Origin of the sequence: Micromonospora chokoriensis, from assembly GCF_000718555.1 — a bacterium.
GTDB classification, from domain to species: Bacteria; Actinomycetota; Actinomycetes; order Mycobacteriales; family Micromonosporaceae; genus Micromonospora; species Micromonospora chokoriensis_B.
Genome location: NZ_JOAN01000004.1, coordinates 262,374 through 281,557 on the forward strand (window position 1 = coordinate 262,374; position 19,184 = coordinate 281,557).

The window sequence follows — 19,184 nt, forward strand, 5'->3', positions numbered from 1 at the left end:
CTCCCCACCGGGCGGTCGGCTGGCCCACAATGCTGCGAGCGTCACCGGTCAGCTGAGAAGACCACGGCCGGCCCTGACCGGGGTGACGCGGCAGCACAACCTCCCGCCCCCCACAGGTGCCGGGTGGGCCGTGTCGTCCCCGCACACCCCCCTGATGCGGCCCGGCCCGCCCGGCGCCGCCCCCGCACGCGACCGCCGTCACACCTGCCCTCGACCTCAGTCGGCGTAGCCTGCAATCCGCAGCTGAGCTGAGCGCGGGAGGTGACGCGATGACGGATCGGACAGAGCGGGACCGGACGGCGCCGTCGAGCACCGGTCGGGTACTGCGACCTCGGGCGTGGCCCTCCCCGGTCCGGGCGATGACCCGGATCCTCAACGCCGACGGTTCGCCGCCCGCTCCGGCACCCACCGACACCGGGCGCAGCGCGGTGGTCGACTGCGCGCTCTACGTCGACGGCAAGCGCAAGCCCGGTGACTGGACGTACGCGGAGGCGCTGGCCGAGGCCCGCCGCGAGGAGCACGGCTTCGTCTGGATAGGTCTGCACCAGCCGGAGCTGGCCGAGATGACCGCCATCGCGGAGACCTACGGTCTGCACGAGTTGGCCGTCGAGGACGCGGTCAAGGCCGAGCAGCGCCCCAAGCTGGAGCGCTTCGGCGACGTCGTCTTCCTGGTGCTGCGTACCGCCCGCTACTGCGAGCACACCGAGCTGACCGAGAACTCCGAGGTGGTGGAGACGGGGCAGGTGATGCTCTTCATCGGCCCGCACTTCGTGATCAGCGTCCGGCACGGGGACGCCTGCCGGCTCGCCCCGATCCGCGCCGACCTGGAGAGCAAGCAGGAGTTGCTGCTGCACGGCCCGTGGGCGGTGGCGTACGGGGTGACCGACCGGGTGGTCGACCTCTATCTGGAGGTGGCCGAGCAGATCGAGGACGACCTGGACGTGTTGGAGGCGGAGGTCTTCGACCGGCACGGCCACGGGCGGATCCAGCGGATCTACCAGATGAAGCGGGAGCTGGTGGAGTTCAAGCGGGCCGTGATGCCGTTGCAACGGCCGCTGATGACGCTTACCTCCCAGGTCAACCGGGAGGTGCCCAAGGAGGTTCGCCGCTACTTCCGGGACGTGCAGGACCACCTGAGCCGCACCGTGGAGCAGGTGAACTCCTACGACGACCTGCTGAACTCGATCCTCCAGGCGCGGCTGGCCCAGGTGACCGTCGACCAGAACAACGACATGCGCAAGATCGCCGCGTGGGCGGCCATCGCCGCGGTCTGGACCTCCATCGCCGGCGTCGAGGGCATGAACTTCGACAACATGCCCGAGCTGAAGATGACGTACGGCTATCCGGTGGCGCTGGCCCTCATGCTCGGCGTCTCGCTGGCCCTCTACCGCTGGTTCCGCCGCAACGGCTGGCTCTAGACCGCGAGGCGGCCGGCACCCACACGCGGGTACGCGCAAGCGCCGGCGAGCGGGGTTGATTCCGCGTCGCCGGCGCCCGCTGCGCTGTCGTCGACCTCAGCGACGGCCGTTGGTGCGGGCGGTGTCCTTGCCCAGCGCCTTGGTGAGGTCGTCGGTCGGCCGGCCGGTGATGTCCGTGGCGCCCTCGGCGACCGACGGGACCTTGTCGGTCGGGCGGACGGTGGCCTGCTTGGTCGTGCCAGTGGTGCTGGCGCTCGGGCCGCCGGCCACCGCCGAGCTGCCCGCGCCGGTCATCCCCGCCGCGCCGGTCATGGCGGACCCGTCGGACCCCCGGGCGGCGGACGGCGTGCGCACCTCGATCGAGTCGACCTCGTCGCGCATCGGCTCCAGGGTGCTGGTCGGGTCGTACTCGGCCCACTCCTGCTGCTCCCGGCGCCGACGCAGGGCGACCGCGCCGGCCAGGCCGGCGATCGCACCGGCCGCCAACAGGCCGGTCATCATCGAGCCGCGACGGCGCGGCTGCTTCTTCTTACCGGTGATCCGCATGGTCTTCGACTTGGCCTTCCTGGTCAGCGGCCCGGCCTGCGCGGCGCCGTCACGGGCTGCCGCCGCCAGCGGTGCCAGCGTGGTGAGAGTCGTCCCCCAGCCGGTCGACGCGCGGTCGCGTACCTTCGCCGCGGTCGGCCCGACGTAGGCCCGGGCCACCTGGACCCGCGGGCCGACGGTCGCTCCAGCGCCCATCGCGGCGTGATTGGCTGCCTGCATCAGGTGGCTGATGCTCTGGTTCAGCTCGGCCCTGGCCAGCTGCCCCTGGGACTTACGCCGCCCGAATCCAAACACGGTCCTACCTCCTGGGAGTTGTTCCTTCGTCATCCTCCACCTTCGGATGCCTCCGCGATGCCAGATCGGGCACATGGGAGGATCCGCATGGAACTGACCCACAAGTGAGGAGTACCCGTGGCCGAGGCTGTCTACGCCACCCTGCACACCAACGCCGGCCCGATCCGGCTGGAGCTCTTCCCCAACCACGCGCCGAAGACCGTCCGTAACTTCGTCGACCTGGCCGAGGGCAACCAGGAATACACCGACCCGCGCACCGGTCAGCCGGGCAGTGGTCCGTACTACGACGGCACCATCTCGCACCGGGTGATCAGCGGTTTCATGGTCCAGATGGGCGACCCGACCGGCACCGGTCGGGGCGGACCGGGCTACAAGTTCGGCGACGAGTTCCACCCGGAGCTGCGGTTCGACCGTCCCTACCTGCTGGCGATGGCGAACGCCGGGCCGGGCACCAACGGTTCGCAGTTCTTCATCACCGTGTCCCCGACGCCGCACCTCAACAACCGGCACACCATCTTCGGCCAGGTCGCCGACGAGGAGTCGGTGAAGGTCGTGGACTCGATCGCGAACACCCCGACCGGTCCGAGCGACCGTCCGCTGCAGGACGTCGTCATCGAGCGGGTCGAGATCGAGCGGTCCGCTTCCTGAGCGAACGGCGAGGTACCTTTGCTCGCATGATTGAGCGCTCCGGAGCACGGCCGGTGCCGGTGGACCGTGTGGTGGCGGACGGAGGGTCGGCCCGGTGAGCGAGTCTCCGCCGACCACCCCGGTCTGCTACCGGCACCCCGGCCGGGAGACCTACGTCCGCTGCACCCGCTGCGACCGGCCGATCTGCCCGGACTGCATGCGGGAGGCGTCGGTCGGGCACCAGTGCCCGGAGTGCGTCGACGAAGGACGTCGCAGTGTCCGGCCGGCGCGTACCGCCTTCGGTGGCGGTACGGCCGGCCGGCACGGCTATGTCACCAAGGCCCTGATCGCCGTGAACGCGCTGTTCCTGCTGCTCTCCATCGCCTCCGCCCGGGGTGGGGACGCGGCGGTGGGCGGGTCCGGCTTTGGCGGCCTGATGGGTGGCAGCACGCCGCTGACCGAGTGGGGTGCGGTGCTCGGCCGGGCCTACCTCTCCGACTACACGCTTGGCGGGATCGCCGAGGGTCAGTGGTACCGGCTGGTCACCGCTATGTTCCTGCACTACGGCGTGCTCCACCTGCTGCTCAACATGTGGGCGCTGTGGGTGCTCGGCCGGTCGCTGGAGGCCAACCTCGGGCGGGTGCGGTTCGCCGCGCTCTACCTGATCGCGGGCCTCGGTGGCAACGTGGCGGCCTACCTGTTCAGCAGCCCGAGGGCGGCCACTGTCGGCGCGTCGACCGCCGTGTTCGGTCTCTTCGCCGCGCTGATCATCATCGAGCGCAAGCTCGGTCGGGACATCTCCCGGATCATCCCGATCCTGGTGATCAACCTGGTCTTCACGCTGGCCGTGCCGGGCATCTCGATCCCCGGGCACCTGGGCGGGCTGGTGGTCGGCGCGCTGATGGCGTTGGTGCTCGCGTACGCGCCACGCAGCCGACGCACGTTGGTGCAGGTCGCCGGCGGCGCGATCATCCTGCTGATCCTGCTAGCCCTGGTCCTCTTCCGCACCGCCCAGCTACTCGGCTGACAGCTCGACCGAGATCTTGGAAGGAAACCGCCCCCGGCAAGGCACCTTCCTTCCAAGATCTCGGGGGTCAGGAGCGGCGGGCGGCGCGCAGCTCGGCGGCTACCTCTTCCGGGGTGGTGCCCAGCTCAAATCGGCCGAAGAGGTGCAGCGACTCGCCGGTGTCGATCTCCAGGACCTCGGACGTCAGCCCCAACCGTGGTCGACGGTCCACGGTGATCGCCTCGACAGTCGCCCAGGGCAGCAGCCGGTGGCCGGCGAACCCGTGGATGACGGTGAGTCCGGTCGGATCAACCGCCAATCTGACCGGTGCAATCAGGTCGCGTACCGCCCAGCCGACCAGCGCGGCGGCGGCCAGAAGGGCCAGCACCAGCCGGACCGCGTCGCCGTCGGCGAAGAGCAACCCGAGTGCGATCAGCAGAACCGCGCCGGCGAGTTTCGCCGCCGGTAGGCTCGCCGGAACTCGCCACTGCCGGGCCGGGGAGATCTCATCCACCCGCCCAGCATGCCAGCGGTTCGCCGGATCGTAGCCTCGCGCGGATCGATCATGCAGTTGTGCTGCCCCACATATGGTGCGAAGTGGAAACTTCTGCCCACCACCACTCCATGATCGACGCGGGAGGGTCTGGGGGCAGTGCCCTGGGCGTAGGATCGGGGCAGCCCAAGTTACCGGGGAGTAAACATGAGTGACGCGGTCATCGTCGGCGCGGTACGGACCCCGGTCGGGCGGCGCAAGGGCAGCCTCGCCAGCGTCCACCCGGTCGACCTCTCGGCACACGTGCTGCGCGCCCTCGCCGAGCGCACCGGGATCGACCCGGCCCAGGTCGACGACGTCTTCTGGGGCTGCGTGTCCCAGGTCGGCGAGCAGTCATGGAACATCGCCCGCAACGGCGTGCTGGCCGCCGGCTGGCCCGAGACGGTGCCCGGCACGACCCTGGACCGGCAGTGCGGCTCCAGCCAGCAGGCCCTGCACTTCGCCGCCGCGACGGTGCTCTCCGGCCAGGCCGACCTGGTGGTCGCCGGCGGCGTCGAGTCGATGACCCGGGTGCCGATGGGCTCCAGTGTGGCCGGCGGCATGCCCTTCAGTGATCAGTTGCGCGCTCGCTACCGGGGCGTCGAGGGCTTCGCCGACGACGCGCCGCTGCCGTTCAACCAGGGGGTCGGGGCCGAGCTGATCGCCCAGCGGTGGCGCCTCTCGCGTACGCAGTTGGACGAGTTCGCGCTGGCCAGCCACGAGAAGGCGGCTGCCGCACAGGACGCCGGAGCGTTCGACCCGGAGCTGACCCCGGTGCCGCTCGCCGACGGTGGCAAGTTCGCCGCCGACGAGGGCATCCGCCGGGAGACCTCGCTGGAGAAGCTCGGTGAGCTGGCCACCCCGTTCCGCGCCGACGGCGTGGTGACCGCCGGGTCCGCGTCCCAGATCTCCGACGGCGCCGCAGCGCTCGCGGTGACCACCTCCGACTGGGCCAGCCGGCACGGCCTGCGCCCGCTGGCCCGGATCCACACCGCCGTGGTCGCCGCCGACGACCCGGTCACCATGCTCACGGCACCCATCCCGGCCACCGCGAAGGCGCTGCGCCGCGCGGGGCTGGGCATCGAGGAGATCGGGGTGTACGAGGTGAACGAGGCGTTCGCCCCGGTGCCGCTGGCCTGGCTGGCGGAGACCGAGGCGGACCCGGAGCGGCTCAACCCGCGCGGCGGGGCGATCGCCCTCGGTCACCCGCTCGGCGGCTCCGGTGCCCGGATCATGACCACGATGCTTCAGCACATGCGGGACAACGGGATCCGCTACGGCCTGCAGACCATGTGCGAGGGCGGCGGCATGGCCAACGCCACGATCGTCGAGCTGGTTTGACCCGCGCTCTGCGAAAACACCTCGCCGAGACCCGGAAGAGCCGCCTAAGGTGCCCAGCGTGACGACGATCGACGGTGAGCGCACCCCCGAGTGGTCCAGCGAGCAGTGGCAGGTGCGGGCCCGGTCCTGGGTCGACGCGCAGCTGAGCCGGACGGGCCGGCGGGTGACCGGGCTGGTGGAGCCCCGGGTGCGGCCCTGGTCGCTGGTCTGGCGGGTGCCCACCGACGACGGTCCGGTCTGGTTCAAGGCCAACAACCCGGGCACGGTGCACGAGGCCGTCCTGATCGCGGCGCTCGCCCAGTTGACGCCCGCCCGGGTGCTGACGCCGATCGCGGTGGACCCGGCGCAGGGCTGGTCGCTGCTGCCCGACGGTGGCGAGTCGTTGCGCGACGTGCTGGGGCGTGACCCCGACCTGGCGCACTGGGAGCGGGCGCTGCCCGGGTACGCGGCGCTCCAACTGGCGAGCGCGGCACATGCCGACGAGTTGGTCGCCCGGGGCGTGCCGGATCAGCGTCCCGAGGTGCTGGCCGGCCTCTTCGTCGAGCTGCTCGACGATCACGACGCGCTGCTGATCGGCGCCGAGGGCGGGCTCAGTCCGGCCCTGCACGAGCGGCTTCGGGCCGAGGTCCCGTCGTACACGCAGCGGTGCCGTCGCCTCGCCGACATCGGCATTGCGGCGACCGTGCAGCACGACGACCTGCACGACGGCAACGTCTTCGCAGGCAGTGCTGGTTACCGCTACTTCGACTGGGGCGACGCCTCGGTGGCGCACCCGTTCGGCACGCTGCTGGTGACCCTGCGCTCCATCGGGCACGCGCAGAAGCTGGCAGCCGACGACGCCCAACTGGTTCGGTTGCGCGACGCCTACCTGGAGGCGTGGACCGACCGGTACGACCGCCGGACTCTCGTCGAGGCCGCCGACCTGGCGATCGACCTGGGCCCGGTGAGCCGGTCGCTCTCCTGGCGTCGCGCACTGGATACCGCCGAGGAGTCCCGTGCCGAGTACGCCGACGCGGTCCCGGGTTGGCTGGAGGAGCTGTTCGCCGCCAGTCCACTTCAGCCCAACTCCTGACCGAGATCCGTCCGAGTCAGAAGTCGGACAGGCAGTGCGACAGGCCGCGTGGAACTTCCAAAAAACCCGCGTGACCCACGTCACCCCGCTGGTGAGGTCGTTGGGCACGTCATGGACGTCTTCTCCCGAACGTTCCTCCCGGCCGCCGCTGAGGCTGGCCTGGCCGTGCAGACGGTGAGCCGGCACATGCCGGTCTTCCGGCGCTGTGTCGGCTCCGGTGACGCCACAATCCTGGTCACCCGTTGCAGCCGCCCCGACCGCCCGGTCACCGGCGACTACCTGTTACTACTCACCCACCGCAGCCTGGTGGTGACCCAGCAGACCCGCCTGCTGCACCGCCTGCGCCTGCACCTCAACACCGAGCTACGCGAGCTGAGCAACGTGACCTGGAGCCCCGACCCGCGGCTGCAGTCGGTCGAGTTGGCGGCGACCGCGATCGACGGGATCCGTGAGCGGTTCCTGATCCGCACCAGCCACCCGAAGCGGGTGTGGCAGCTCGACGCGTTGCTCAACCACGCCTTCCGGACCCGCCTGCGGGCCTCCCGTGAGCGGATCGTCAAGACCATCGGTGACGCGCCGGCCGCCGTACGGCCCAGCGTCTTCCGCCCCGCCGCGGTGAGCTGACGCCACCTGCCTTTACCGAACTCGAACACGCACCGATCGCACTGGAGCCGCCGGGTCGGCAATCATGGGTCGGTGACCGTCGAACCACCGCATCGCGGGCTCGTCCTCGTCGTGGAGGACGAGCCGGCCATCGCCGACCTGGTCCGGCTCTACCTCACCCGGGACGGGTTCGGCGTCCACCTGGAACGCGACGGTGAGGCCGGTCTGAGTGCGGCCCGCCGGTTGCGCCCGGTGGCCTGCGTCCTGGACATCGCGCTGCCCGGCCTGGCCGGCACCGAGATCTGCCGCCAACTGCGCGAGGCCGGTGACTGGACCCCGGTCATCTTCCTCACCGCCCGGGACGACGAGGTGGATCGGATCGTCGGCCTGGAGTTGGGTGCCGACGACTACGTCACCAAGCCGTTCAGCCCGCGCGAGTTGGTAGCCCGGGTGCGCGCGGTGCTGCGCCGTGCCGCCGGTGGCCCGGAGGGTGCGGACCGGCCACGAGTGGTCGGCCCGGTGACGCTCGACCCGTCCCGCCGTACGGTCACCGCCGCAGGCGCTCCGGTGCAGCTCACCTCGACCGAGTTCGACCTGCTGGCCCACCTGATGGGCCGGCCCGGTCGGGTCTTCACCCGGGAGGAGCTGCTGGCCGGGGTCTGGGGCTACGCGGCGCACGCTGGCACCCGGACGGTGGACGTGCACGTCGCCCAGGTGCGGGCGAAACTCGGCCCGGCGAGCGTGATCCGGACCCATCGAGGTGTGGGGTACGCGGTCGATGCCTGACCATCCCCGCCGCGCCGAGTCGCCGACCATGGCCCTGCCGGTGGTCGGCACCGGCCCACCCGTCGCGCCTCGACGAGGTCGATTCGGCCGTACGCTTACCGCCCGAGCGGTGCTCGTCACCTGCGCGGTGGCGCTGGTGTCGGTGCTGGTCACCGCCATCGTCGCGGTGCCGTTGGCGATCCGTGGCGCGGAGCGACGCGATCAGGAGGCGCTGGCCGCGCAGGCCCGGCTCGCGGCCGAGGTGCTGCGGACCCGCCTCGACCGGGGTCGCAGCGCCGACGAGGAGCGGCTCATCCAGCAACTGCGCGCCCAGGGCATCGACGCGTACCTGATCCGGCGCGGGGCGGTCGACCGGCCGGGTCTGCCACCCCGGGTGGTGCAGCGGATCGAGCAGGGCCGCAACGTGTCGGCCCGCCGCGTGGTCGACGGCAAGCAGGCCCTGGTCGAGGGTCGGGCCCTGCCCAGCGGAAACGGGGTGGTGCTCTCCCGTCCTTCGGCGAACGGGCTGTGGGCCCGGGTGCTGCGCAGTCTCTGGTTGCCGTTGCTGGCCGGGCTGACCGCCGGTGTGGTGGCCGGGTTGCTGCTGGCCCGCCGGCTGGCCCGGCCGATCCGTGTCGCGGCCACCGCCGCCGCCCGGCTGCGCGCGGGTGACCGTGCCGTCCGGATACCTGTCGAGCCGCCGGACGAGGTCGCCGACCTGGCCGAGGCGTTGAACGGTCTGGCCGCCGCACTGGCCACCAGCGAGGGCCGACAGCGGGAGTTCCTGCTCTCCGTCTCGCACGAGCTGCGCACCCCGTTGACCGCGATCCGGGGGTACGCCGAGGCGCTCGCCGACGGGGTGCTCGGTGCCGACGACACGGTGGACACCGGTCGGACGGTGCTGGCCGAGGCCCAACACCTGGACCGGCTGATCGGTGACCTGCTGGCACTGGCCCGGCTGGAGGCAGCCGACTTCCCGCTCGAACCGGTGCCGGTGGACCTGACCCAACTGGCCTTGGACGCCGAGCCGACCTGGTTCGGTCGATGCGCGGCGGTGGGAGTGCCGTTCCGGGTGGAGACGCCCGGTCAGCCGGTGCCCGTGTACACCGATCCGGGGCGGATCCGGCAGGTGCTGGACGGGTTGCTGGAGAACGCGCTGCGGGTCGTACCCCCGGGGTCGCCGGTGGTGCTCGCGGTCCGGCCGGCCGGCGCGGATCCGGCGCGCGGCGGTGTGTTGGAGGTCCGCGACGGCGGGCCCGGCTTCACCGACGACGACCTGGCGGTGGCATTCGAACGCGGTGCGCTGCACGAGCGTTACCGAGGGGTGCGCAAGGTGGGTAGCGGGCTGGGGTTGGCGCTGGCCGCCGGGCTGGTCCGCCGGCTGGGCGGGGAGATTGCCGCCGGGCACGCGCCGGAGGGCGGCGCCGCCTTCACGGTCCGGCTGCCCGGTGATCCTTACCTGACCCGAACGTCGGCCTGACGATCCGCTCGTCGTCGCGGGGAAGGCTGAAGACTCCACGGACGAGAGGGAGAACCATGCCACGTTGGGGTTTCGCCACCGGCACCACGGCACTGCTCGCGGCGGTCGCGCTCGGCGTCAGCGGCTGCGGTGCGGCCGAGGTGGCCAGCCAGCCCGCCCGGGATGCCGCAGTCGAGGTCGCCGCCGCCATGGGGGTCGAGGGTCAGGCGCTGGCCGCGATGGGTTTCGACGCCGACGACCTGGACGTGCAGACCGTCGCCGCACCAGCCACCCCGACGCCGGGCGCCTCGCCCACGGCCGGGGAGAAGGCCCGCGAGAAGCGTGGGGAGGAGTGGCGCAAGCGCCGCCAGGCCCGCGTGTTGTTGCGCAAGAACACCCTGCACGGTGAGGCGGTGGTGAAGGCCAAGGACGGCGGTACGCGGACCGTCGCCGTGCAGCGCGGCGAGGTGACCGCGATCGACGGCGACTCGATGACCGTCAAGTCCACCGACGGCTTCACGATGACCTGGACGTTCGGCGACGATCTGCGGGTCGTCGAGCGGCGGGCCACGGTGCAGCCGAGCGAGGTCAAGGTCGGTGCGACGGTCGGCGTCGCTGGCGCGAAGGACGGCGACAAGGGCGTGGCCCGGCTCGTCCTCATTCCCCGCGCGAAGTGAGCGAAGGGGCCCTGGCCGACGCCAGGGCCCCAATCTCTCGTCAGTAGACGCGGGAGCCGATGAAGTCGTCGTGACCGTAGCCGACCGGGTTGGCGGCGGTACGGGTCTCGAACGACCACTGTTGCCGGGTGCTGCTTCCGCAACTCGCCAACCGCAGGCGGGAACTGCCCAGCAACGGGTTGTCGAACGCCACGCAGAGGTTGTTGGCGCTCGCCGGCCTGATCTGGTTACCCACGAAGACGAACTGCTGCGCGCCGGTGCCGTTGCAGTCGTAGATGTTGACCGCGGTGCCGGCGGTCATCGAGCTGTTGGAGACGTCCAGGCAGCGGTCGTGGGACAGCTCCGAGTGCAGCGACCGCCGGGCCGAGTCGTACCAGAAGCCCTGGTTGCGCCCACCGTGGCAGGAGTACGGCTGCTGCGCGGTGCCGTTGCGGGAGTCGTACCCCTTGCCGTCGACACAGGTGCCGGTGGCCAGGTTGCGCAGTTGCTTGAACTCCAGCAGCCCCGGGTAGAGCACGCCGCTGCCGGTGCTGGCCGGGTCGACGCAGCTGGCTCGCGTCTGCCCGGAGTTCCAGAACTGGGTGATGCACTGGGCGAACATGCCGTGCCCACGGGCGTTGGGGTGGAACGACTGACGGGCGGCGTTCTCGTTCCAGATGCCGACCTCGATGTAGAGGCCGCGGACCGAGGTGTTGTCGGTGCACACCTCGTGCCCGTGAAAGAGCCGGCTGGCGTCCAGGTAGCGGGTGCCGGTGTTCGTCGCGGCAGCACGTAGCGCCGACTCGAACAGCGGCACCGCCTTGTTCCGGGCGAACGCCGCGTCGGCCAGGTAGAGCAGACAGCCGCCGGAGTACCAGCCGGGGAAGTTCGGGTTGTCCTCCACGTCGGGGCTGCCGGGGCTCGGGTACGACATCAGCACCAGCTCGTAGTCCGACCGTAGGTAGCCGGCGTTGGTCATGGTCTGCCGGATGTCGGTGAGCGCCGCCTCCACGGCCTGCCTGCTGCCGTCGGTGCGGATCGTCCACTGGTCGGTGTAGGTGGGGTAGCAGGCGCCCTGGAAGAAGACCCGGCGGATGGCGCAGTCGGTGGCGACCGGCCCGAACTGGATGGTGCCGTCACCGTTCGCGCCGACCACCACCCAGATCAGCTTCACGTGCGTGTTGCGTGCCTTGATCCCCAGGTAGTCGCCCTGGTTCAGCTCGTTGTGCTGGGTCGGGCCGCCGGCGATCAGGTTCCAGGGGGTGGCACCGGAGCAGGCGATGTTGTATTGCGCGTCCGAGGTGATGCCGGTGCGGAACACCGCCTGGTCGTACGAGCGGTCGCACCAGTTGCCGTCCTGGTGGGTGCCGGGGACGTAGTTGCCCACCCCCTCACCGGAGATCTCGCTGTCACCCATGGTGATCAACGCGGTCCGGCGTTGTTCGATCGGGCGGATCGCCGGGCTGCCGTAGAGGGCGGTCGCCTCGGCGGCCCGGATGGCTTCGAGGTTGGCGGGGAGTGGTTGGACGGTCGGCCGGTCGGCGGCGGTGGCCGGGGTGGCCGGTCCGGCGAGCATCGGTAGGACGAGAGCGGCAACGGCGACGGCGACGGTGATGGCCCGTCGTCGGGTCGCGCGTTCGGGCCTGGCGGGGGTTTCAGGCATCGACGCACTCCTTTCGGCTCAATCGCGGGACGTCGATTGAGTTACCAGACGGTAACGTGCAGATCAATAGATGTGAATGCGCCTCGGATCCTTGCGCGCGGGATGCAGAACCGCCCGGATCGGACTATCCGGCCTTCTGGCTCAGCGGCCGGGCGGCAGCGCGTAGCCGACGTAGCCGCGGAACTCCAGCCGCCAGCCCGCCGGAACGAGCTTGGCGCAGGCCGCCTCGCTGCCGGTGCAGACGATCGCGTCGACCGAGGAGGGGTCGGCCGGCGGTCGTTCCGGCAGTACCGACTGCAACGCCACCAGGTCCGGGGAGCCGCCGTCGGGCTGCCGCAGCAGCAGCCACCACGGGTACTCCCAGTTGTCGTTCTGCTGCACCAGCCCGATCCGTCGCGCACCGCTGTCCCGGACTGCCGTCGCCGCCCAGCGGAACTCGTCGGCCCACTGCGGGCGGCGCAGGAACCGGGTGTCCCAGTCCGAGGTGGTGAAGACCGAGCCGGCGCCGACCAGCCGGCGCGGGAAGCCGTACGACAGCGCGAGGACCCCGGCCAGCGCCGAGGTGGCCAGCACGGTGACCGCCGCCACGGTGGCCACCGAACGACGCCCACTCGGGCGGCGGCGCAAGAGCGCGTCCAGCCAGACGCCGGCCAGGGGCACGGCGAGCACCACGGCGTAGAGCAGTAGACGGTTGCCCCACGGCTGCCACTTGAGCATCGCGGTGTGCAGCAGCACGGCGGTCAGCACCACCACGGCGTACGCCCGCAGCGACCCGGCCCGCTCGGGGGCGATCTGCCGTCCTCGGGTGAGCGCGAGCACCGCGCCGATCATGACGAGCGCGCCGGTCAGCGGAAACGACACCCGATCCTCGTCCGGATACCAGGCGGGCTCCGGAAAGAGTTCCCGACCGAAGGTGATCGCGCGGTCCTGCGGGTCGACCCCGATCGCCTCGGCGCCGCTGATGATCACGTCGGCACCGGCTCGGCGCAGCGGTGCCAGCGGTGTGTCGAACGCGGTGTGCCCGATCCGCAACGTGTTGACCAGGATCGACGCCGGGTCGTGCCGTTCCATCGGGATGGACTCGCGAAGTCGGGGCGGCCCCAGCGGGTGCCCGAACTCGGCGGTCACCCGGGCCAGGAAAGGGCCGACCACCACGGCCGCCACCAGCAGGATCAGCACCGAACCGCCGACCGTGCGGGCCAGGCGGCGAACCGACCAGGACCGCCGACCCCCGCCGGCCGGTGCCGCGTTCTCGGTCCGGGCCAGCCTCAGCTGGGCCAACCCCCAGAGCACCAGCAGCGGGCCGACAGCGATCAGGCCGCTGGTCTTGGTCACCGCGGTCAGCCCGGTGGCCGCCCCCAGCCCGAGCAGCGTGCCCCAGCCGGTCCGCCGACGCAGCCCGTCCAGCACCAGGGTCGCCGCGCAGGCCACCCACGCCGCGCAGATCAGGTCGGTCTGCGTGCTGGTCGCCTGGAGCACCACCATCGGCGTGGTCGCCAACACGAACGCGGTGAGCAGTTGGGCTCGCCGGCCCCCGCCGAGCTGCGCGGTGATCCGAGCGGCCACCAGCAGGCAGACCACACCGGCCGCCCACTGCACCAGGTTGTGCAGGTGGTCCCCGCCGGTGAGCAGGCGCAGGTGCAGCAGCAGGTACTCGGCTCCGGGCGGAATGGTCACCTGCCGGTGGATGGCGGTCGGCCAGAAGTCCAGGTCGCCCTGGGCCACCCAGTGCTCCACCTTCGGCAGGTGGTACGTCTGCGAGTCGAAGTTGTTCGGCTCAGCCAACAGCGCGACCAGCAGTTCCAGCAGGACCAGCCCGCCGACCACGCCGGCGAGGAGCCGCTCGCCGGGTCGAGCCGTACGCCAGGTGTCGACCGCTGCCGCGAGCAGGCCGGCGGCCCCCCGACCGGCCCGGGTGGGTGCGGCGCCGGGCTCGCCCGCACCGCCTTCGACGACCGGGGCGGACGGGTCGGAGCTGCCACCGGACACCACCGCGCCGACCGGCACTGGCCGCGGCGCGGCGGCGGGCGGCTGCCCGAGGCGGGTCGTCCGTCGCCACCGCAGACCGGCCGCCGTCGCTGCGGCGGTCAGGAAGAGCAGCCAGGCGATGGCGAACGTGGTTCGGGTCAGCGCGTGCAACGCGCCGAGCACTTCGACGACGAGCACCGCGTACGCTCCGCTGAGCAGGACGGCGCGTACCACGGCAAGCCGCAGCGGTGCCACCGCGCCGGCCTCGCGCGGCCGGGCCGCGACGGTGAGCAGGAGCATTGCGGCGGCAGGAACCGCAGCGAGCAGGAGGCCGGCAGCCGACATGGCGGAAGTAAACACCATCGACCTGAGCCCGCCGCGCCGACTGCCCGGCGGTGGCGGCAGGCGGTTAGGTAAGCAACCAGGCTAGGCTATGGCGGACGTGTCTACCGCCACCGTGGAGATTCCCGTGAAGCTCTCGATCCTCATGCCGGTCTACAACGAGGAAGAACGCATCGCGGATGCCCTCAAGCAGGCACTGGCGGTTGACTATCCCTGCGAGATCGAGCTGGTCGTCGTCGACGACGGCAGCCGGGACGGCACGGGCGAAGTCCTCGGTCGCGCCGACGACGCGCGCCTGCGGGTGATCACCCACCAGCGTAATGCCGGCAAGGGCGCTGCCATCAAGACGGCGGTCGACAGCGCCGAGGGCGACTACATGGTCATCCTCGACGCCGACCTGGAGTACGACCCGCAGGACATCCCCAAGCTGCTCGACCCGGTGCTCGACGGGCGGGCCACGGTGGTCTACGGCAATCGCACCTTCGGCAGCCACAGCGCCTACAGCTTCTGGTACGTGATGGGCAACAAGGGCGTCACGATGGCGGCCAACGTGCTGTTCAACTCGTACATCGGTGACCTGGAGACCTGCTTCAAGCTGATGCCGGTGGCGCTCTACCGGTCGCTTGAGGTGCGCTCGCGCGGCTTCGGCATGGAGGCCGAGGTGACCGGCAAGCTGCTGCGCCGCCGGATCCGGCCGTACGAGGTGCCGATCAGCTACCGGGCACGTGGCCGCGAAGAGGGCAAGAAGATCACCTGGAAGGACGGCGTCGAGGCGATCTGGATCCTCGGCCGCGAGCGCGCTCGCCGCCGCCCCGCCGTCTCAGCCGCCAACTGACCCCAGGCTCACCTGTCGTCGCCGGTCAGCCCGGCACCGCTGTCAGTGGTCAGTGCCGTGGTCATGCCATTACCCTGTGAGTTGAAGTGCACTTCAACTTAAGGATTTGGTGATGCCGGATCTACTGACGATCGGTGAGCTGTCCGCGCGTTCCGGGGTGGCACCGTCGGCGCTGCGCTACTACGAGCGGCTCGGGCTGATCCGCGCCGACCGGACCGGCGGCAACCAGCGTCGGTACGCCCGCGCCGAGCTGCGACGGGTCGCCTTCATCCGGATCTCCCAGCAGGTCGGCGTCTCGCTCGACGAGATCCGGGCGGCGCTCGACTCGCTGCCCGAGGCCCGCACGCCCAGCCCACAGGACTGGGCGCGACTCTCGGCGAGCTGGCGCAGCCGGCTGGACGAGCGGATCCGACTGCTCGCCAAGCTCCGCGACGACCTGGACGGCTGCATCGGCTGCGGCTGCCTGTCCTTGCAGCGCTGCGCGCTCAACAACCCGGAGGACACGCTGGCCGGGGAGGGTCCGGGCGCCCGTCTGGTGCTGCCCCAACCGGCGGACGCCCCGACTCCTGCCGGCCCGTTCAACTGCCGGCCGACCCCGGCGGGAGTGTGAGCAGCACCTTCCCGAAGTGATCGTTCGACTCGACGAGCCGGTGCGCTTCGGCCGCCTCGGTCATCGGCAGCCGCCGGTCCACGATCGGCCGGATCCGACCCGCCTCGATCAACGGCCACACCTCGTCCCGTACGCCCTGGACGATCTCCGCCTTCTCCGCGAGCGGCCGGGAGCGTAGCGACGTCGCGGTGACGCTCGCCCGCTTGGTCAGCAGCGCGCCGAGATCCAACTCGGCCTTGCGCCCACCCTGCAGCCCGATCACCACGAGCCGACCGCCGGTGGCCAGCGCGGAGACGTTCCGCCCCAGGTAGGACCCGCCCATGATGTCGAGGACGACGTCCACGCCGCGACCGTCGGTGACTCGCTGGACCTCCTCGACGAAGTCCTGCTCCCGGTAGTCGATCACGTGCGACGCGCCAAGCTCGCGCAGCCGGGCGTGCTTGGCCTCTCGCGCGGTGGTCAGGACTGTCACGCCGAGGGCCGCCCCGAGCTGCACGGCGAAGGTGCCGATCCCACTGCCACCGCCGTGCACCAGCAGCGTGTCGCCCGCGCCGAGCCGCGCCACCTGAACCAGGTTCGACCAGACCGTGCAGGCCACCTCGGGCAGCGCCGCCGCGTCGACCGGGTCGCAGGCCGGCACCGGCAGCAACTGCCCGGCGGGGACCGCGACCCGCTCCGCGTACCCGCCGCCCGACAGCAGCGCGCAGACCTGCTGCCCGACCGCCCACCCGGCGACCTCCGCGCCAACCACTGTGATCACCCCGGAACATTCCAACCCGGGGTACGCGGACGCGCCTGGCGGCGGCGGATAGTGCCCCTGCCGTTGCAGCAGGTCAGCACGGTTCACCCCGGCGGCCCGCACATCCACGATCACCTCGTCGGGGCCCGGCTCCGGGTCGGGCACCTCAGCCCAGACCAGCGCGTCGGGTCCACCGGGCTGCGGAATCGTGATGGCTCGCATGGGCCCAGTCTTCCCGATCTCCCCCGGTGCCGCAGGCGCACCGTCGGCCCCACAGTGGACCCAGCAGACCGGCTGGCCGGCACACCGGGGAGGGACGCCGGGCCGCCCGCAGCGAGCCGTGGCAGACTATGCGTGGCCGTACGCCTGCGGGTGGCGGCCCAGGAGGGTTCGCCTAGTGGCCGATGGCGCTGGTCTTGAAAACCGGTAAGGCAGCGATGTCTTCGTGGGTTCGAATCCCACACCCTCCGCCATCTTGATCCACTCGACTTTTCGGATATCGGGGTGTCCCAAGCTCAGGGATACCCCGATATCACTGAACCCGAGTTGATCGTCTGGTCCACGCCTCGTAGCTGAGGAGGACGACGAGGAACGCGGTGAGCAGGCCGAGAGCCGCCAGGCCGGGCAGGTGTCGGCCGATGGGCAGTAACAGCAGCGCCGCAGCAGGCGCGAGGAACTGCTCGGGTTGCACGCGTCGGATGCTGAGAACCAGGAACGTCGCCCGGCCCGCGAGGTACAGGGCGGTCCCGCCGAACAGCGCGATGGCCGGTACCCAGTGCAAGGTGCCGTGCGGTTCCTCTTCTGCCAGGCCGGTGAGCACCTCCTCGACTCCCAGCGCCACGTAGATCGTCCCGGCCAGCAGCGGAAGGTGGGCAACGCTGTAGGCGTTGCCGGCCACGAATCCTCGTCGTAGCCCGGACTCCGTGGTCAGGGCCTTCCCGGCGCTCGCCGCGCTCGCCGCGTACAACCAGTACAGGCACACCGTGACGGTGAGGGTGAGCAGCGCCGCCACCATGGTCGGGCCTTGGATCGTGCGAGTTCCGATCCCGGCGCCGACCGAGATCAGGGACTCGCCGAGCGCGATGATCACCACGAGGCCGTGCCGCTCCACGAAGTGGCCGGGGCTGCGTACCGGCCACCCGCTCACCAGCAGTGCGAACACCCCACCGCCCATGTCGATGACGAGTGCCGCCGCCCAGAGCAGGATCTGCGCGGTGCCGCCGAACACGGCCCCGAGGACGAGCGGAATCCAGGACAGCGTGGTGGTGAGGGCGTAGAGCCGTACGGTCCTGATCAGCCGGCGATCATCCGCGGCCACCCAGTAGAAGAGGGCGAACTGGATCAACCGCACCACGACGTACGCCAACACCAGGATCAGTCGCGGTTTCGTCGTGTCCGGGCCGGTCTTCCAGGCGTCGGGGATGACCAGCGCGATGAGGAAGACGGCTGCCATCGCCACGGTGACGCCGGCCCGGATCGGCCCGGCGTCGATCCGGACGTAGTTGCCCAGCCAGGCGTAGACCAGCCACGAGTTCCACAGCAGCACGAGTACGAGGAATCCCTGCGCCAGGGTCACCGGCAAGGGCCGCCCGCTCATGAACGTGGTGACCTGGATGAGCCCAAAGACGAGCACCAGGTCGAAGAAGATCTCGAACAGCGTCGGTCGGTGCGTCTCCGCCGTGACTACTGGCCGCGACTGGAGGAACCGGCCCATCAGGTCATCTTGACTGTTCGTCGCGGGGTGGTCCGGTGCCCCGCGTCCCGGTCACTCCGGCGGGTCGGTGGCCTGCCGCTCCCGGCGGATCGTCTCCTCGGCCAGTCGCTCGACCGCGCGTCGGCGTTCGTCGGCGATGGCTCGCTCGTCCCGGCGGCGGAACGCGGTGATAACGGCTACCACGAAGTCCCGCCAGATGCCGGCCACGATGTCCCCCTGAGGAACGTTGCCCGGACTTAACCGTAGCTCTGGCAAACCACAGTCAGTCCGCGCGCACTTGGGTCGTTGGGAAGGCCGTGGCGGGGTAAGAAGGGGCTGGTATCTCCGCACACCGGAAGGACACGTCCCGATGACCCTGGAACGACCGATCGCCCCGGACCCGTACGAGCTGCTGCCGACGCTGCCGTCGTTCACGCTGACGAGCGACGACGTGCAGAACGGTGAGCCGATGGACGCCCGGCACGCGCATGGCAGCACCGGGGGCGACAACCTCTCGCCACAGCTGACCTGGTCGGATTTCCCCGCCGAGACGAAGAGCTTCACGGTGACCTGCTACGACCCGGACGCGCCGACGGGCAGCGGGTTCTGGCACTGGGTGCTCGTGAACGTGCCAGCCACCGTCACCCAGTTGCCCGCCGGTGCTGGCGGCGCGGCGGGCACCGACCTCGGTGGGGCGTTCTCGGTCCGCAACGACTACGGCGAGCAGGGTTACGGCGGCGCGGCGCCGCCGGCCGGTGACCGCCCGCACCGGTACGTCTTCGCGGTACATGCCCTGGACGTCGAGCGCCTGGACCTGACCCCGGACGCCACGCCCGCCTACGTCGGCTTCAACCTGACGTTCCACACCCTGGCACGAGCGGTGATCCGCCCGACGTACCAAATCAAGGACTAACCCCTACCCCCAGACTCCCGCGATCTTGCACTTTCTGCGCCGACATACCTGACCTAAACCGGCATAACGGCAACAGAAAGTGCAAGATCGCGCGGGGAAAGG

19 protein-coding genes and 1 tRNA gene are annotated in these 19,184 nt (G+C 71.0%); 13 read left to right on the forward strand and 7 right to left on the reverse strand.

Translation table 11 applies throughout. From position 1 onward, the window contains the following. Positions 1-269: 269 nt before the first annotated feature. Positions 270-1,418, forward strand: a complete 1,149-nt coding sequence (gene corA, locus IF46_RS0108690; protein ID WP_030487777.1) for a magnesium/cobalt transporter CorA — start codon at positions 270-272, stop codon at positions 1,416-1,418. Between the two features lie 96 nt (positions 1,419-1,514). Here corA and IF46_RS0108695 read toward each other — a convergent pair whose 3' ends face one another. Next, positions 1,515-2,291 (reverse strand): hypothetical protein, encoded by a 777-nt coding sequence (locus IF46_RS0108695; protein WP_030487778.1) that lies wholly within the window; start codon positions 2,289-2,291, stop codon positions 1,515-1,517. 84 nt (positions 2,292-2,375) lie between these two features. Between IF46_RS0108695 and IF46_RS0108700 the strand changes: the two genes are divergently transcribed. After that, complete coding sequence (locus IF46_RS0108700; RefSeq protein WP_030487779.1) at positions 2,376-2,906, forward strand: peptidylprolyl isomerase; 531 nt, start codon at positions 2,376-2,378, stop codon at positions 2,904-2,906. Positions 2,907-3,000: 94 nt separating this feature from the next. Beyond that, positions 3,001-3,912 carry a rhomboid family intramembrane serine protease gene (locus IF46_RS0108705; protein ID WP_030487780.1) on the forward strand — a complete coding sequence of 304 codons (912 nt, stop codon included), beginning with the start codon at positions 3,001-3,003 and terminating at the stop codon, positions 3,910-3,912. 67 nt (positions 3,913-3,979) lie between these two features. Here IF46_RS0108705 and IF46_RS0108710 read toward each other — a convergent pair whose 3' ends face one another. After that, a complete protein-coding gene (locus IF46_RS0108710) occupies positions 3,980-4,405 on the reverse strand; it encodes a PH domain-containing protein (RefSeq protein ID WP_030487781.1) in 426 nt (141 codons plus the stop codon). A gap of 186 nt (positions 4,406-4,591) precedes the next feature. On the opposite strand from IF46_RS0108710, the gene IF46_RS0108715 reads away from it, so the two are divergent. The 6 genes from IF46_RS0108715 to IF46_RS0108740 all read left to right on the forward strand — a co-directional run bounded on the left by IF46_RS0108715 (position 4,592) and on the right by IF46_RS0108740 (position 10,340). Further along, entirely contained in the window at positions 4,592-5,764 is a 1,173-nt protein-coding gene (locus IF46_RS0108715; RefSeq protein ID WP_030487782.1) for a thiolase family protein, read from the forward strand. Positions 5,765-5,822: 58 nt separating this feature from the next. After that, complete coding sequence (locus IF46_RS0108720) at positions 5,823-6,836, forward strand: phosphotransferase (protein WP_030487783.1); 1,014 nt, start codon at positions 5,823-5,825, stop codon at positions 6,834-6,836. 111 nt (positions 6,837-6,947) lie between these two features. After that, positions 6,948-7,460: a hypothetical protein gene (locus IF46_RS0108725; protein ID WP_030487784.1), complete on the forward strand. Its 513-nt coding sequence runs from the start codon at positions 6,948-6,950 to the stop codon at positions 7,458-7,460. Between the two features lie 72 nt (positions 7,461-7,532). Continuing rightward, positions 7,533-8,225: a response regulator transcription factor gene (locus tag IF46_RS0108730; RefSeq protein WP_030487785.1), complete on the forward strand. Its 693-nt coding sequence runs from the start codon at positions 7,533-7,535 to the stop codon at positions 8,223-8,225. After that, the gene (locus IF46_RS0108735; protein ID WP_030487786.1) at positions 8,218-9,684 is read left to right on the forward strand and encodes a sensor histidine kinase; all 1,467 of its coding nucleotides are present in this window, start codon (positions 8,218-8,220) and stop codon (positions 9,682-9,684) included. Before IF46_RS0108730 ends, IF46_RS0108735 begins: the two co-directional genes overlap by 8 nt. A gap of 56 nt (positions 9,685-9,740) precedes the next feature. After that, positions 9,741-10,340, forward strand: a complete 600-nt coding sequence (locus tag IF46_RS0108740; RefSeq protein ID WP_030487787.1) for a hypothetical protein — start codon at positions 9,741-9,743, stop codon at positions 10,338-10,340. A 40-nt stretch (positions 10,341-10,380) separates the two neighbouring features. Here the strand turns inward: IF46_RS0108740 and IF46_RS0108745 are convergent, their stop codons facing one another. Together IF46_RS0108745 and IF46_RS0108750 are read right to left on the reverse strand one after the other, a co-directional pair. Then, entirely contained in the window at positions 10,381-11,982 is a 1,602-nt protein-coding gene (locus IF46_RS0108745) for a ricin-type beta-trefoil lectin domain protein (RefSeq protein ID WP_030487788.1), read from the reverse strand. A gap of 141 nt (positions 11,983-12,123) precedes the next feature. After that, positions 12,124-14,295, reverse strand: coding sequence for a glycosyltransferase family 39 protein (locus IF46_RS0108750; RefSeq protein ID WP_030487789.1), 2,172 nt, complete (start codon positions 14,293-14,295; stop codon positions 12,124-12,126). A gap of 124 nt (positions 14,296-14,419) precedes the next feature. Between IF46_RS0108750 and IF46_RS0108755 the strand changes: the two genes are divergently transcribed. Together IF46_RS0108755 and soxR are read left to right on the forward strand one after the other, a co-directional pair. Next, the gene (locus tag IF46_RS0108755; protein WP_030487790.1) at positions 14,420-15,127 is read left to right on the forward strand and encodes a glycosyltransferase family 2 protein; all 708 of its coding nucleotides are present in this window, start codon (positions 14,420-14,422) and stop codon (positions 15,125-15,127) included. A 112-nt stretch (positions 15,128-15,239) separates the two neighbouring features. Beyond that, a complete protein-coding gene (gene soxR / locus IF46_RS0108760; protein ID WP_051723761.1) occupies positions 15,240-15,737 on the forward strand; it encodes a redox-sensitive transcriptional activator SoxR in 498 nt (165 codons plus the stop codon). Here the strand turns inward: soxR and IF46_RS0108765 are convergent. Continuing rightward, positions 15,706-16,698, reverse strand: coding sequence for an NAD(P)H-quinone oxidoreductase (locus tag IF46_RS0108765; protein WP_030487792.1), 993 nt, complete (start codon positions 16,696-16,698; stop codon positions 15,706-15,708). The two genes, soxR and IF46_RS0108765, sit on opposite strands and share 32 nt — an antisense overlap. Positions 16,699-16,859: 161 nt before the next feature. Here IF46_RS0108765 and IF46_RS0108770 point away from each other — a divergent pair. Next, positions 16,860-16,949 (forward strand) — tRNA-Ser (locus IF46_RS0108770). A gap of 59 nt (positions 16,950-17,008) precedes the next feature. Here IF46_RS0108770 and IF46_RS0108775 read toward each other — a convergent pair. Together IF46_RS0108775 and IF46_RS34280 are read right to left on the reverse strand one after the other, a co-directional pair. Next, positions 17,009-18,190 carry a low temperature requirement protein A gene (locus tag IF46_RS0108775; RefSeq protein ID WP_030487793.1) on the reverse strand — a complete coding sequence of 394 codons (1,182 nt, stop codon included), beginning with the start codon at positions 18,188-18,190 and terminating at the stop codon, positions 17,009-17,011. Positions 18,191-18,241: 51 nt separating this feature from the next. Next, positions 18,242-18,397, reverse strand: a complete 156-nt coding sequence (locus IF46_RS34280; RefSeq protein ID WP_157562745.1) for a hypothetical protein — start codon at positions 18,395-18,397, stop codon at positions 18,242-18,244. A 142-nt stretch (positions 18,398-18,539) separates the two neighbouring features. Between IF46_RS34280 and IF46_RS0108785 the strand changes: the two genes are divergently transcribed. Further along, complete coding sequence (locus tag IF46_RS0108785; RefSeq protein ID WP_030487794.1) at positions 18,540-19,082, forward strand: YbhB/YbcL family Raf kinase inhibitor-like protein; 543 nt, start codon at positions 18,540-18,542, stop codon at positions 19,080-19,082. The last annotated feature ends 102 nt before the right edge of the window (positions 19,083-19,184 follow it).